This window comes from Pseudohalioglobus sediminis, from assembly GCF_008370495.1.
GTDB lineage: Bacteria > Pseudomonadota > Gammaproteobacteria > Pseudomonadales > Halieaceae > Halioglobus.
In genome coordinates this window covers 113,465-128,243 of the sequence record NZ_VTUX01000007.1, presented here as the reverse complement: position 1 = coordinate 128,243, position 14,779 = coordinate 113,465, and the positions used below count along the sequence as shown (strand labels likewise).

Genomic DNA, 14,779 nt, shown 5'->3' with positions numbered 1-14,779 from the left:
CCGGCAATGGCCATTGCCCCTGTTTTACCAACAGCGCTGAAGTCCCTGCGCTAAAGTTGTGCACTATAGGTGAAAACGAACTGCGGGCCACGCAGGTCCAGTGTGCCGACGGTGTCGTCGAAATCCATTTTCGCGGCCATGTAGCGCACGCCCAGGCCAAGGTGCTGCCCGGGGCTGTATTGGAAGTCGATGCCGGCGCGGCTGTAGTAGCCAAAAGCGAAACTGGATTCTTCGCTGGTGCTGATCTCGACCTCCCGCTCTGCCGTCGGCGCGGCCACATCCTCCTCTTCTACCTTGTGTCGACCGTACATGATCATGGGGCCGGCGGCGGCGTAGACTGAAACACGCGGGCCCAGGTGGGCGCGGGCATATCCACCGAGGTGCAATTCACCGATAAACAGCGAATTGTCGAAGTCGAAGCGTATGACGCCACCGGTGTCACCGGAAAATCCGCCGGAAATGCGTGTGTCGCTGTTCTTCCAGCCGATGCTGCCGCCAGAGTTGATGCCCCACCCGAAGGCATCGTTGCCGCCATAGCGGTATTCGGCCTCGATGCCGCCACTGGGCAGTGATGACGGGAATTCCACGTCGACGTCTTCATCGCTGACATCGTCCCAGCTGGCGGTCTGGTCGTCGAGTTTGAGGCTGCCGAGGAAAGCCTGCATAAGAGGTTTGGGTTCTTCCCTGGCCAGGGCTGGTGTTGCAAGGAGGAGGGCGGCCAGAACAGGTACGGCAAACTTTATTGAGGTAACGCCCACAATGGGCGGGAGCGAGTACGCGGTGGCACGTCCCGCCCGCTGTTCCCGGATTCCGCAATGGCGGATAACCGCCGGCGCGGGAATGACCGGGTTCATCAGCTACTTGCCAGCATCCACTTGCGCAGTCGGTTGGAATCGCCGAAAGGCGTCAGCTTGCCAAAGGAGTTGAGCAGCACGATGGAAACGTCCTCGCCCTCGATAGTGGCGTTCATTACCAGGCAGCGTCCAGCCTCGTTGATATAGCCTGTCTTGGACAGTTCGATATCCCAGCTGGCATTTTTCAACAGTCGGTTGGTATTGCCGTAGGTCAGGTGTCCGCGGCCCTTGAACGGGTAGACATCCATGCGTGTGGTCGTGGAGGCCTCGGTGATCAGGGGGTAGGCTTCTGCGGCCTTCACCATTCGCGCCAGGTCCGCAGCGGTAGACACGTTCTCGGCCTTGAGCCCGGCCGGGTCGGCGAAGCGGGTGTTCTGCATGCCCAGGGCCCTGGCCTTGCGGTTCATGTGCGCGATGAAGTTTTCCATGCCGCCGGGGTAGGTGCGTCCAAGGGCAGTGGCGGCGCGATTCTCCGAGGACATCAGCGCCAGCAGGATCATCTCCCGGCGACTGAGGCTGGCACCGTATTGCAGGCGTGAACCGGTGAGCCGAATCAGGTCGCGATCCGCCTTGGTGATGGTGATCTTTTCATCCAGCGACAGGCCTGCATCCAGCACCACCATGGCTGTCATCAGCTTGGTGATCGAGGCGATAGGGCGCACGGCGTTCACGTCCTTGCCGTAAATCACGTTGCCTTCATCATCCATGACCAACGCAGAGGCAGATTTGAGCTCGGGGTTGCCGGGCAGATCAGTGAATTTCGAGGTGCCGGCGTGGGCCGCTGTCGAAGCGAGCGCCCACATGGCCACAGAAACGGCTAGCGTCTTGGCTATTCTCATGGTCTTACACGTCCGTTATGTTTTTGTTTTGTTTGCAGGAACGACTATGGCCGCGATCACCTGTCGGCCAGTACCCGGTTTGCCCAAACCTTATCGCGGCTGTAGCCGCTCCTACAGTTATATGAGCTTATATTGCCCTAGTGAGCAAAAAAACGCCAGAATCGGACGGGCCGCGTTCGGACGGGCCGCGTTCGGTCGGGCCGCGTTCGGTCGGGCCGCGCTCGGTCGGGCTGCGCCTCAGCCGGGTTCCGATTCCGCCCCGGCTTCAACGCGCAACAGGCCGCGGAAGGCGCGGCTTGCAGTGGCGTCGCCGGACAGCACTCTGTAGACGTCAGAGGCGATCGGCATTTCTACATCATATTTCCGGGCCAGAGCCATGACCGCCGGGGCGCTCTTGGCGCCTTCCGCGACCATCGTCATTTCCTCGATGATGTCTTCCATATCGCGCCCTTTGCCGAGTTCGATGCCGACATGGCGGTTGCGGCTCTGTGGGCTGGTACAGGTTGCGATCATGTCCCCCATGCCCGCGAGGCCTGAGAATGTCTCCGGCCTGCCGCCCATGGCGACACCGAGTCGGCTCACCTCCGCCAGACCGCGGGTTATCAGGGCGGCGCGGGTGTTGTCGCCCGCGCCCTGGCCATCGCCCATGCCCACGGCAATGGCGATGATGTTCTTCAGCACACCACCGAGCTCGCAGCCGATCACGTCGGTGTTGGTGTACACGCGAAACAGTCCGCTCTTGAACACGTCTTGCAGCGCCTGCACGATGATCTCATCCTCCATCGCGATGACACCCGCAGCCGCCTGCCCGGCCATGATCTCCCTGGCCAGGTTGGGGCCGGTCAGCACGCCGACCGGGTGACCGGGCAGGACTTCCTGCACGATCTCGGTCATACGCATGCGGGTGTCCAGTTCCAGGCCCTTGGTCAGGCTGATCACCGGCACCCAGGCGCGGATATGTTTCTTCACCTCCTCCAGGACGTTACGGAAGTTCTGCGATGGGATGCCCATGACCACCACGTCGGCATCGCTCACCGCCTCGGCGATGTCGTGCGTCGCCACCAGCTTTTCATGGAGGGTGGCGCCGGGCAGGTAGCGACTGTTGCGATGCTCGCTGTTGATCTCGTCCACGGTAGTGGCATCGCGCGCCCAGATTTTGACATCGGTGTTGCGCGCCACCAGCGAGGCCACAGTGGTGCCCCATGAGCCGCCGCCCAATACGGCTACATTCAAATGCTGCATAGGTATCTCCCAGGGCCAGCTCCCGGTAGCGGGCTGCCTGCTGCTGTGCTATCCAGCGAAGCAGGTGCTCCCGGGGCGGGCTGTTTTATAGTTGGTATCAGCAAATTTTCTCCTCGCGCCTCGAAGGGCGTTGTATTTGTATTGCGGCAGGGCGCGTTGCCGCAGTGTGACCGGGCCCTAGTTCCCAGCGCCCCGGTTGGCAACGCCAATTGCGCGAATCACTTCAATACGGCGCAACAGTTCGCGCAACTCGCGCGCCAGTTCGCGTCGCTCTTCTTTCAGGCTGTCGGTGCCGCCCTCGGTGAGGCCGCGGCTCTGCAGCATCTGGTATCCGTTCTTGAACAGCTGTTTGCCGATGGAGGATTCACTGGAGATGCGGCGCTGCAGGTAGGCCTGACGCCCATAAGTGAGCGCTTCTGACACGCAATCGTTCAGTTCCAGCGATTCATAGCCTTCCTTGCGCGCCAGCAGCGACGCCACCACGGAGTAGGCCTCGGCGTAGGTCAGCAGGGTGACGTGGGCAACCAGCGGTGTCATGTTCTGCAGCAGTTTACCGAAACCCGCGGCGCCCTGGCCGAGCGACTCTTCCCAGTCGTCCCCGTAGCGCGACATTTCCTCGCGAATCTGGCGGTGAAATTCTTCGCTGGGCGCATAAAAGAATTCGAACTTGAACAAGTCCCGCAGGTGATCGACCTCCTGCCAGAACAATTCCAGTGCCGATGCCCCGGTTTCTTCACTGGCGCGTACGAGTGCCAGCTCGATGATTGCCTTGTTGACGAAGAAGTGGATCACGGTGTTGCGGTAGTAGCTGGCTACCGGGTGTTGCTCCAGCGAGATACCGTAGACAATTTCCGGCCCCTCGTCGTAGCGGGTGACGATATTCTCGTCGATCATAATGCCCAGCAGGCCTTCCATCTGGTCGGCGAAGCTGCGGTCGAAATCATGGGATATGCGCACGCCGCGGCTCTCTGCCCAGCCCAGGAGCGCATTCAGGTCTTCCACTACTTCCGCCTCGGTGAGCGCCTTGGGCGCAGCGCCGAGGAGGCTCATGGTAACCAGCGAGGGAAAGGTGAGGGGGGTGACGTGATTCGCTTCTACCGCGACCTCGAAGGCAATCTTTGACAACGCCAGCTTGTCTTCCGGGTCCGGCGCCTGCGGCAGCACCACCGGCTCGCCGATATCCATATAGACCTTGCCCATGGGCCTGGCCAGGCTGCGCACGTAGCCGATAAACCATTTAAGTGACTCGGCACCCTTGCCGCGTCCGGTCTGCTCGGTGGCGTACTCCTCCACGTCGCGGATAATGTCGTAGTTGATGGAAATGGGGATGATGTGGATGTTCTCTGCCTGGGTGGTGTGGCAGGCCTCAAGCACATATTTCAGCAGGCCGTAGCGCGGTGGCATCAGTTTGCCCATGCGTGAGCGTGTGCCCTCAAACGCCCAGTTCATCGGAAAGCGCTTTTCCATCAGGTAGCCAACGTAGTGACGCAGGGTGAGTTTGTACAACTCGTTATCCTGGAAGCTGCGCTTGATGAAAATGGCCCCGGCGCGATGCAGCAGGTAACCCAGACCGGGGAAGTTCATGTTTGCGCCACCGAACATGTGCGGCATCGGGAAGTCGTTGTCCCACATCACCTTGGGCACAACCATGCCGTCGAGGTAGGTCTTGTGGGTCCACAACAACATGGCGGGGTTGTTGCGCACCACTTCGCGCAGTTTCTCTACCGCTTGCCTGTCGTAGACAATATCCTCCTCGTAACCCAGCCCGAGGCAGAAGGTGTTGAAACGCGCGTACACGTCGAGCCAGAAAGAGCTGGGCGTGCTCACCATCTCCTTCATGTACTCAGCTGCCTCCTTCATCAGCTCTTCCTTGGGGCGGTCCTGGGCGTCGGCCAGTTCCTGCACAGCGGCGTTGAAACCGGCGCTGGCCATCAGGGTTGAGGCAACGTGTCGCGGCATCTTGTAGCGACCGCCCTTGAGCTGGCGCTCGGCCATGTCCAGCACCACCGAGGCCTGGCGCGCCACGAAGTTGGCAAAGGCCTCCTGCGATGAACTGCTGCTGACGGTGTTGTTGTTTTCGAAGCGGTGACGCAGGTTGTCCACCGTGTCCGGCTTGCCGACCAGCAGGTGTACCCGATCCGGAGCCTCTTCGAGAATCTTCCGCCCGCGCCGGGCCGAGGGTTTGCGCGGGTCGCCGGTGACCAGGTGTCGCAGTCGCCCGAGCGTGACGGCGCCTTCCTCGGAAGGCGTCCACACCATGCGCAGTGGCACCACCAGTGTATCGGCGGGCAGCGCCAGAGACATGACCAGTTGGCCGCTGTCGAAGCCGGTGCGTTCGTCCTTCAGGTTAATACTCACCTGTGGGGCGTCGAAGGCCTGGTTGTCAGCGCTGGCATGATGCTGGATCCAGCCGCGCAGCACCTCCTGTTCCAGGCTATTGCGGGTGTCGAGAATGAACAGCACCTGTTGCGCATTACGTTGCGGCCAGGGGTTTTTCTTATTGTAAAGTGGCTCCAGGTTCAATCTGCCTCCCGGGTGTCAGTTTAACGACTGCTTTTCTTGCCCGCCCCCGAGCGCGATCCGGCAGCGGGTTTTTTCCCGGCTGCTGGTCGGCGTGCGGCGGCTCTGGTTTTTGTTTTGGCCTGGGTTTTCGCTTTGCTTTTCGGCTTAGGCTTAGGCTTAGGCTTGGCCTTTGGTTTTGCTTTCGGCTTCGCTGTTATCTTGGTCTTGGCTTTAGACGCAACCTTTGGCGCCTGCTGGTCTTTCGTGCTTGCGCTTTTGCGCCTGGCCGACGCTTTCTTCTTTGCTGCGGCCTTGGGCTTGCCCGGCGTTTTGCCCGCCGGCACATCGACCTCTGGCTGGCCAAGCGCGCGGGCAAACATGTTGCGTACCTCCGCCACATGCCGGTCGATAGTCGCAGCCGTCCACTCACTGGTGTCTACCGGTGGCAGTACTTCCACGTCCACCGTGGCCGGCCGAAATACGAAGTCGCCCTTGGGGGCAACGTCACCGGCATTGCGGATGACGATCGGGATCATCGGCACGCCGGCCTGCATGGCAATATGGAAAGCGCCTTTCTTGAAGGGCGCCAGTCTTGGTGACACGGTGCGGGTGCCCTCTGGCGCCAACACCACGGATTTGCCCTCGTTGCGCATGGCTTCGACCAGGGGAGAGATGGACTCAATAGCGCTTTTGGCGTTGCCCCTGTCGATAAATACCACGCCGCCGAACTCCAGGACTTTGCCCAGGATCGGCGTCTCGGTCTTGATTTCCTGTTTGCCGATACCGGCTATGTCGCGGCGCAGCAGGCGCGCGATGATTACCACATCGGCCTTGCTCTGGTGATTGAAAACAAACACCGCCGGTCGCTGTAGCCAGAGGTTCTCCTCGCCCTTTACCCGGAGGTCGAGGCCGATCAGGGCGCTGGCCGTATCGGCGAACAGGGAGAAAGAAAAATTCACCGAATCACGCTTGGAGCCGGTCAGCGCGTAGATGGGCAGGCCGGCAATAAAGCTGGTTACCAGGCTGCCGGTGGCAGCTACCGAACGCACGAACTGGCTGACACTGGGCCGACCCCGGCTGCCGAAGCTGGCCGATGTCCAGCCGCGCTTCTGCGCCAGTCGCTCGAGCTTTTCACTCGGGTTGAGGGCGCGGGGGTGGCCGACGCGTTCCAGCAGCAAAAGGTCGTCTGTGCTGTCGGAATAGAAGAAGGCCTCGTCCAGGTCGCCCTGCACCTTGTCAGCGAGGTCTTGTGCGGCGTCTACCTTGCCCTGTCCGAAGCAGGTGGGTCGCACCACGGAGCCGGTGAACTTGCCGTCCTCGATTTCAAGTTGTGTGCACAGTACGTGTTCAATGCCGAGATCGTTGGCCGCGGGTTGTACCTGGTAGGGAGTCGCCGAGGAAATGATTGCCACCGTGTGGCCCCTCGCAAGGTGTGCATCGACCAGGGCCCTGGATTCGGGGTAGATGCGCCGGGCGATCTGGCGCGTGTATAACTCCTGGCCCACCTCGTAATAGGTGTCTTCATCAATGCCGCGCATGAACTGGGCATTCACGGCCATCATGCCGGAAAAGCCCAGGTTGCCGAGGCCGAAGTTGGCCATGGCGCCGGCTATCTCCAGGAATTCACGCGGTGACACGTCGCCGCGACGCAGTTGTTCGCGGATGAAAACGGTGGCGGAATAACCCGCGATGATGGTGCCGTCGAAATCGAAAATGGCGGTAATCTGCGGGCCCTCGGGGGCCGCCTCGATGTCCGCTAGCAGTTGCTCAATACTGGCCATGTTGGTTCCCTGTGTAATGAGCCAAGCATAGCGCATTGCTATTAGCAGCGCGTGAGATTTTGGTTTTCGGAATTAAAAAAACGCCGCCGGGAGAGTTCGACCGGCGGCGCGCGAGGGGAAAAGCGATAACAAACTGCCCAGGTTGTTCTGGTTCCGGCCCGCTACCGGATCGTTCACGTTCCTCTGGCTGTGGCCATCTCTGACTAATGTCCACACGCAATCCCCGAAGGCAGGCGACGCTTCCTGATTGCGGCTCACCCCATGCGTGATGCCGAATCCGTCGCCTGTCCTGAAAGTATAGGAGGGGAAAATCAGAGGGCAAGAAATTACTTTATGATATTTTATTATTTCTTAGCATAACCAAAGGTTATTTCTTGGTAGCGCCGGATCGTCAGGCGCCCTTGCGAAACAGCAGGGTCATGCGGTCGGATTCGCCGATTGCCTGCATGGCTGCGCGTTGCTCAGGGTCGTCGCCATCCACCCTCAGGGAGGGGGGCAGGCGCCAGACACTGTCATTGGCGCCGGGCTGGTCTTTCGGGTTGGCATTGATTTCACTGCTCGCCACCAGTTCGAAGCCCGCGGCCTCGAACATGGCGACCACATCTGACTGCTTGAGATAGCCGCGACTGCCGTCTGCACCCTCTTCAGGCTGGGATTCGGGCAGGCGATGCTGTACCACGCCAACCAGGCCATCTTCCTTGAGCATGGCGCGTACAGCCGCCAGAGCCTGGCTGCGGGTGCCCGCGCTGGCCTCGAAACGATTCAGGTTGTGCAGCGAGCGGATCATCAGCACCCGATCCACGGTGCCGGCTGCTTCCGGCGGGAAGGTGTTGAAGGTGAAGCCCTTCGCCGAGATACCATTGTCGGTGAACTCTTCTACCTTGCCGGGAAATGCGGCACTGGCTTTAAGCTGTCGCTCTATGAACTCTTCGGTGGCGAAACTGAACATGGGCCACATGCGATCCACGTAGTTCACACCATAGAGCGTGCCTTCGCTGCCCAGGTAGTTAGCCAGGATGCGTGTATACCAGCCCCCTCCGGGGAGTGTTTCGGCCACGGTCATACCCGGTTTCACCTGGAAGAAGGTCAGTGTTTCCACGGGATGGCGGTCGCCGTCCCGCGCTCGATCCGCTTCGCTGCGCGACTCGACAACCTGTACCAGCGCCGGATCGGGTTCGGCTGCGACGGCCTGGCCGAAACCGGTGACCAGGGCGAGGGCGGCGACGGCAAGTGCGGAGAGGGTAGGTTTCATGATGCGTTCCTTTTCAGTAATCAGATTTCACCGCGCTCGCGCAGGGCATTGCGCAGCGCAGTAGAACTGTGGGTCTTTTCATCGCCGACAAATTCGATGCGACCGCCACCCGCTTCCACGGCGAAGCGTTCCGGCATTTTGTCCAGGCTGTAGTCGGTGCCCTTGGCCTGGATGTGAGGCCTGTAGAGTTCGATCAGCGGTATCGGTATGGCGGCGTTCAGCGGGACCACGTAGTCGACGGCTTCGAGCGCGGCAATCACTTCCATGCGCTCCTCGCAGGGATTGATAGAAGGTTCCCGATTGTCATTGGTGGCGATAGACGCTTCCGTATTGACGGCGATAACCAGTATGTCGCCAAGCGTTTTCGCCGCCTCGAGATAGCGCACGTGGCCCACGTGCAGCAGGTCGAAACAACCGTTGCCGAAGACAATGGTTTCCCCCCGTGCCCGGCGCTCCTCGAGAATCGGAACCAGGTCATGGGGGTTGCCGAAGATTTTTTCAAAACTATCCATCGGGTTCTGCTGCGGTCGCTGCCTGCGGGTTCTGCAGCGCAGTGTAGCGGGGATTGACTGCGGAATATATACTCCGGCCCTTTCCACGGCGAAGTAGGCAGAAAGCGCGATGCAAGCCCTGCAATTCGAATCCGAGCCGCAGCGCGTATTGCTGGTGCTGCCAACCTGGGTCGGTGACGTGGTCATGGCCACGCCGTTTGTGCATGCGCTGTTTGCGCGCTTCCCCGAGGCCCGCATTACCCTGCTGATGAACCGTCATCTCTACCCCCTGCTGGAAGGGAGCCCATGGGTGGCGCACTGCGAGTTCTGGCCGCCGCGCAAGAAAACCGCCGAGGCCAAACAGCAGCAGCGTGAACTGCTGGCACGCTTGCGTGCACAACGCTTTGATCTCGCGGTGATGCTGCCAAATTCCCTGCGCAGCGCCTGGCTGTGCTTTCGCGCCGGCGCAAAACGCCGTATCGGTTTCAATCGCGACGGCCGCGGCCTGCTGCTGACCGACCGGATTCCGGTGCCCAACCGTATCAAGGGTGGCTACGAACCTATGCCCCTTTGTGACTATTACGCGGTGCTGGCGAATGCGCTGGGTATGCCGCATCCGGGCGATGAGCTGGCGCTTTATGTAACGGACGAGGCCGACGCCTCAGTGGAACGGCGACTCGTCGCCGAGGGGGTGCGCCCCGAGCAACCCCTGGTGGTGCTGTGCCCCGGCGCCAATTTCGGCGCTTCCAAGTGCTGGTACCCCGAGCGTTTCGCGGCTGTCGCCGACCGCCTGGTGCAGCGCCACGATGCCGCCATCGTCATCAGCCCGGGCCCGGGGGAAGAGCCGCTGGCGGAGGCGATCGTGGCGGCGATGGGTGAGCGCGCGTTCCTGCTCACCGAGCCATGCCTGACCCTCGGTGAGTTGAAGTCACTGATTGCCGACGCGGACCTGCTGCTGGGCAACGATACTGGCCCGCGCCATTTCGGGCGTGCCTTCGATACGCACCGGGTCACGGTATTCGGGCCCACGGAGCAACGCTGGACCGACACATCCCATGGCAACGAGACTATCGTCAAGGTGGATGTGCCCTGCGGCCCGTGCCACAAGAAGGTGTGTCCGCTGGAGGAGCAGGTTTGCATGACGCGGGTCACGGTGGATGCGGTTTATGAGGCTTGTGAGCAGGAACTATCGGCGGTGCTTTAGGCCCTTTGAGGATCTTTAGGGCGGCCCGATCATCGGTCATGGTGTGTCCCTTTCCGTGGACCGCCAAAAAGCAGCATCCCTGCTAGGCTCGGGCTCGCACATCCATGTGCTCGCACGCCCCCGGAAAGGGACACACCATAACCGACGCTCTTTGAACAGCGTTTAAAGAAGAGTTTTTTTTCGCGCGTCCGGTAACAGCTGTGTGACAGAAGCTAGCGACGTGCCTGCGCCGGTTCCCCTCTCAGGGACGTGCGAGCACATGGATGTGCGAGCCCGAGCTGCCATGGATGGCGCTTTTGCGGTCCCAGAGAGGGGAACCGGCGCAGGCGCGGCGCGGAGAGCCAAGGACCGACATCGCGCAACAGCGGACCCTGGAGCAGTGGTTACCTGGGTAAAGCGGACCGTTGAGCCAACACCTCGCGCAAACGCGAAGTGGTGATCAGAGGAAGTAATCCGGCTCCGCGGAATCGTCCCACTTGAGGTTCGCCAACTCATCCGGGTTGGCGATCAGTTTCTCGATCCACCAGTTCACATCGTTGTAGAGGCAGGTGACCTTCTCACAGGTGACCGTGGCGTTGAAGTGCTTGACCAGGTCTGCGGTGACCGCGCGGGTGGCATCGTAGGACTCCACACCCGCGTTGGCGTTCTTGTCACCGAGCTTGCCGTGTTCCTGGTTGCGGTACACCGGGCAGTTGTACAGGCCCAGCGGTGACAGCACCTGCCGGAAAAACTGCATGTGACATTGCTGCGGCTGCTTGGCCAGGGTTTGCGTCTGGCGCTTGAGCATGGCCTTGAGGCCGGTGGACTGGTGCACGCGGAAGCTGTCGTCGGCCAGTTTCATGGCCTCGTCTACCTGCGCCGTGATGCGGTCGATGATGTCGTCGAGGCCGGACTTGGCGTTGATGTCGATCACCTCTGCGTTGTTGACCTCATCGCGGGTGAGAAACGGCTTGAAGCTGATGTAGTCGAACTGGTTGTCCTTGGCCAGCTTTGCCGCCTGGGCGATCTCGTGCAGGTTCTCCACGATAGACGTATCGTTAATCTCCGCGCCGCGCCAGGTCACGATATAGGAGAAGCCCACGGTGACGTCCGGGTTGGCCGCCTTGATCAGCGGTACCTTGGCGCAGATGCCCTCGAGGGTGAAGTTCTTGCGCGGCTTGTGCATGGGCTGGAAGGTTGCGTCGGTGCCCGAGTCCAGCGACAGTCGCACCCAGTCTGATTTGTCCATGCAGTCGGCGACTTTGGCAATTTTCTCGTTGCCGGTGCCGTTGGAGACAATGGCGATCTGCAGGTCCAGGTCCTTCATGAAGCGGATCACTTCCTCGAACTTGGGGTAGAGCGTCGGTTCTCCACCACCGATGACGATGACCGACTTCATGCCGCGATCCGCCATCACCTTCAGGGACTCCAGCAGCTTGTCATGATCGAAGCGGATACCGGTATTGAGGATATCCAGGTCCACGCAGTGGTCGCAGGCGTAGTTGCAGGCCGTGGTGAGATCCAGGTTGATGGAAATGGGGGCGAAGTCCGGCACCTTGTCCGGGTCCAGTTCTGTGGCGTCCGTATCCTCGGCGTTGCGCACGGCAACCTGCCAGCGCACGTAATGCTCGAGCGCTTCCTTGCTGCCAGGCTGCACCAGTTTGGTAGCGAAATCATGAATGCTGGCCAGCTCCAGTTGCTCGGCATTTTCTTCGCCGGCGGGTGCGTCGAGATCAGTCAGGGGGATTGTGTCGCTCACAGGGAACCTCGGTGTGTTTGCTTGGGCATGTCTTGAGCGCCGATTCTACAGGGGCATGCGCTTTCGCGCTAACGCCATGCGGCGGCCAGTTGTTGCAGGTTGCGATGGGCGCCCAGCAGGGCGGGGCCATCGGTGCGTCTGTGGCTGCGCAGGTCCTGCAGGAACTGCGCGGCGACCTGGTGCATGGGGTCCTCCAGTTCCACCCTGTGCTCAGCGCAGACGAGTGACTGGGTGTATTCCGGGAGTGTTACCTCGCGGTCAGCGCGCAGGGCGTCAACCTGGTACCAGGCCGGCCGCGGGCGCTGTGCGCAGGTTGCCAGCAGCAGGGTCGCCTCGATACTGCCGCCAGCGTGCCGGTAGTGGCAGCTCAGGGCCAGCTGGGCGTCCCGGTGGTTAATAGCCACCTCCTCGCAGTCACCGGGGCCAGCCAGCGCATGCAGCATGCTCAGGAAGTGGGGTGCCGAGTCAGTGATCATGTCCTCACCGATGGAAAGCGGGCTCAGACGCATGATGAACCGGCCCGGTCGTTCGGGTAGGCCGCCATGCAGGCGGGCGAATGCAGGCAGGGTAGTGGGCCACTGGGCGACCTGTTGCAACAGCAGTTCGTGGGACCGGAACATCGCGACCAACTGCTCCACCTCGGCCAGGCTTGCAGGCCAGGCCAGGGGTTTCTCCACCAGGCAGTGGCAGCCGGCCGCCGCCACGGTTTCCAGGTGCTGTGCGTGGAAGCGCCAGGGTGAGCTGATGACCACGGCATCGGGCTCAACCTGCGCCAGTGCGCGGTCGAGGTCGGCGAAGCCCTGTGTTTCCAGCTGCCAGTCCCGCCTCAGCCCGGTAACCGCCTCGGCGGCGCTGGCTTCGGTCGTGCCCACCACGGCGGCGACATCGGCGCCGGCCCGTGACAGGCCTGCGGCGAGAAACGGCCCGGTGCCCTGGCGCACGGAGCGGGCGCCAATAACAATAATTCGCGGTGCTGCGGACATGGAAACTGTGGGCTTGCCTGCTCTGTTGCGGGGGCGTTTATTGTAGCGCACCTGGCAGCTAGTGGATGCGATGGGTGTTTACCGCTTTATTTCTGCGCGGGGCGCCACGATACTGGAGGCTCACCAATAAGCCAGCCCGAGCCTGATGGACGCAGCGTTGCCTGAACGCGCCCTGCCGCAAGTGTTAATACTGGTCGCCCTGTTCTTGCTGGCGTTGCTGCCGCGTTTGTATTCAGCGCAAACACAGGGCTGGGGTTGGGATGGGCCGGGCAGTTTCACACTGGTCAATTTCGACGAGGCCGGGTCCTGTCGCGCGGCACTGGACGGGTTTTCCTATTCATCCCTGGTAGGCTGGCAAACGATATCGATCGCGTCTGCCCTGGGTATGCCTCCCCCGGAGGGTGTCCGCGGTAAACCGGAACTGGTGAAGGCCTATTGCCACAGTGCCGGACACATCATGGTGGCGCGCTCCTGGTCTGCAGTGCTGGGCGCCCTGACCGTGGTCGCGCTCGCGGTGCTGTGTCTGCAGCTATTTCCGTCGCAACCCGCGGTGGCGTGGACGGCCGCCAGCCTGTTGGCGGTGTCGGGATTTCATATCAGCCAGTCACACAGCGGCACCGTGGATGCCGCCTCCACGTTCTTTATCTACCTGTTTCTCGCCGCCCTGGCCACGTCATTGCGCCGCGGCAGAGCGGCTGGCCTGGTGCTGTGCCTGCCCCTGCTGGCATTTGCGGTGTGGGCCAAGTACTGGGTGTTTGCTTTTGCCGCCGCACTGTCAGTACTGCCGGTGAAAGCGTGGCAGGTGCTGGGCGGAGGTTGCGGGCCGGGGCGTTTCCTGGCGCCCGTGCTGTTGCTGTGTGTCTGGCTGGCAACGGTCTGTAACACGGCATACCAGCCCTGGGGTATCGGCTGGTTGCTGGTGGCGTATTACCTGCTGCTGCCCTGGCGCCGGTTGGCCCGGGGTACCGCGCTGCTGTGGGCCGCGCTGCCGCTGCTGCTGTGGTGTTTTGCGCAGCTGGAACTGGTGCAAGCCTATACGGCGGGCAGCCTGCACAGCCGCTTTGGTGCCGGTTACGGGGCCATCGCCGAAAACAAGTGGCTGCGCAACCTGTTGAACCTGCCGCTGCTGCTGGTGCTGGCGCTGGGTATTCCCGCCAGCCTGTTTATTCCCGCCGGCTTGCGCGCCATGCTGGCAGACCGGGACAACGCGCGCGTCTGGCTGTGCCTGCTGCCGGTGGCTGTGTTTCTGTTGTATATGGCATTCCTGGCTCCGGTGACCTACTACCGGCATTACCTGCCGCTGGTGCCGGCGGCGGCCCTGTTCGCCGCCATGGGCCTGTACGCCACTCCTTGGGCGCGGCGCCCCTGGTTTCTGGTGCTGTTCCTGCTGTGGCCGGCACTGCTCGCCTGGGACATGGTGTCGGACTATCACCGCGACCCGCGCCAGGCACTGCGCGCCTGGTTTGCCGGGCACCCCGGCGCCAGGGTGTTCCATACCTATTATGTGAACCCGCCTGCCGGTAGCGGTGCGGTGCTGTTCCGCCCGGAGTATGCCGCCGGGGCCGCGCAACCTTTGCGGCGAGCGGAGTATCTCCTGCTCAGTGAAAACTGGTACGACACCGCCTTCGCCAATGAGCTGAACGGGCCGCGGGTGGATCAGCTGGACAGACTGATCAAGACTCGCCCGCAATACGCGAGGTTCTACCGTCAGGCGATCGCCGGCCAGCATCCCTACCTTGCCCCGGAGCATACCTGGCGGTTGCAGCATTTCATGCCTGAACTGCTGCTGCACCGTGCCTTTTATGGCAATTTCCAGTTGTTCGTTGGCGACATCATTTTGCTGCGGGTGCGCGAGTGAGGCGCGCCTCCAAAGTGTCCGGCCTCCGTCGCAGC

Annotated in this window: 11 protein-coding genes; 2 read left to right on the top strand and 9 right to left on the bottom strand. The window is 61.7% G+C overall.

Going from position 1 to position 14,779, the window contains the following annotated elements; all coding sequences use genetic code 11:
- Window positions 1-50: 50 nt before the first annotated feature.
- From F0M18_RS14335 to F0M18_RS14305, 7 genes are all read right to left on the bottom strand, one after another.
- Entirely contained in the window at window positions 51-854 is an 804-nt protein-coding gene (locus F0M18_RS14335; protein ID WP_149612142.1) for an outer membrane beta-barrel protein, read from the bottom strand.
- Window positions 854-1,693 (bottom strand): D-alanyl-D-alanine endopeptidase, encoded by an 840-nt coding sequence (gene pbpG, locus F0M18_RS14330; protein ID WP_149612141.1) that lies wholly within the window; start codon window positions 1,691-1,693, stop codon window positions 854-856. Before pbpG ends, F0M18_RS14335 begins: the two co-directional genes overlap by 1 nt.
- A 237-nt stretch (window positions 1,694-1,930) precedes the next feature.
- Window positions 1,931-2,935: an NAD(P)H-dependent glycerol-3-phosphate dehydrogenase gene (locus tag F0M18_RS14325; protein ID WP_149612140.1), complete on the bottom strand. Its 1,005-nt coding sequence runs from the start codon at window positions 2,933-2,935 to the stop codon at window positions 1,931-1,933.
- Between the two features lie 177 nt (window positions 2,936-3,112).
- Entirely contained in the window at window positions 3,113-5,458 is a 2,346-nt protein-coding gene (locus F0M18_RS14320) for a glycerol-3-phosphate 1-O-acyltransferase (protein WP_149612139.1), read from the bottom strand.
- A gap of 20 nt (window positions 5,459-5,478) precedes the next feature.
- Entirely contained in the window at window positions 5,479-7,218 is a 1,740-nt protein-coding gene (locus tag F0M18_RS14315) for an HAD-IB family hydrolase (RefSeq protein ID WP_149612138.1), read from the bottom strand.
- Between the two features lie 391 nt (window positions 7,219-7,609).
- Window positions 7,610-8,470 (bottom strand): class I SAM-dependent methyltransferase, encoded by an 861-nt coding sequence (locus F0M18_RS14310; RefSeq protein ID WP_149612137.1) that lies wholly within the window; start codon window positions 8,468-8,470, stop codon window positions 7,610-7,612.
- Between the two features lie 20 nt (window positions 8,471-8,490).
- Complete coding sequence (locus tag F0M18_RS14305) at window positions 8,491-8,982, bottom strand: adenylyltransferase/cytidyltransferase family protein (RefSeq protein ID WP_149612136.1); 492 nt, start codon at window positions 8,980-8,982, stop codon at window positions 8,491-8,493.
- 109 nt (window positions 8,983-9,091) lie between these two features.
- On the opposite strand from F0M18_RS14305, the gene waaF reads away from it, so the two are divergent.
- A complete protein-coding gene (gene waaF, locus F0M18_RS14300; protein WP_149612135.1) occupies window positions 9,092-10,165 on the top strand; it encodes a lipopolysaccharide heptosyltransferase II in 1,074 nt (357 codons plus the stop codon).
- 439 nt (window positions 10,166-10,604) lie between these two features.
- Here waaF and F0M18_RS14295 read toward each other — a convergent pair whose 3' ends face one another.
- Both F0M18_RS14295 and F0M18_RS14290 read right to left on the bottom strand, forming a co-directional pair.
- Window positions 10,605-11,903, bottom strand: a complete 1,299-nt coding sequence (locus tag F0M18_RS14295) for a radical SAM protein (RefSeq protein ID WP_149612134.1) — start codon at window positions 11,901-11,903, stop codon at window positions 10,605-10,607.
- A 68-nt stretch (window positions 11,904-11,971) separates the two neighbouring features.
- Complete coding sequence (locus F0M18_RS14290; protein ID WP_149612133.1) at window positions 11,972-12,886, bottom strand: Gfo/Idh/MocA family protein; 915 nt, start codon at window positions 12,884-12,886, stop codon at window positions 11,972-11,974.
- A gap of 157 nt (window positions 12,887-13,043) precedes the next feature.
- On the opposite strand from F0M18_RS14290, the gene F0M18_RS14285 reads away from it, so the two are divergent.
- Window positions 13,044-14,744: an ArnT family glycosyltransferase gene (locus F0M18_RS14285; RefSeq protein ID WP_188109729.1), complete on the top strand. Its 1,701-nt coding sequence runs from the start codon at window positions 13,044-13,046 to the stop codon at window positions 14,742-14,744.
- The last annotated feature ends 35 nt before the right edge of the window (window positions 14,745-14,779 follow it).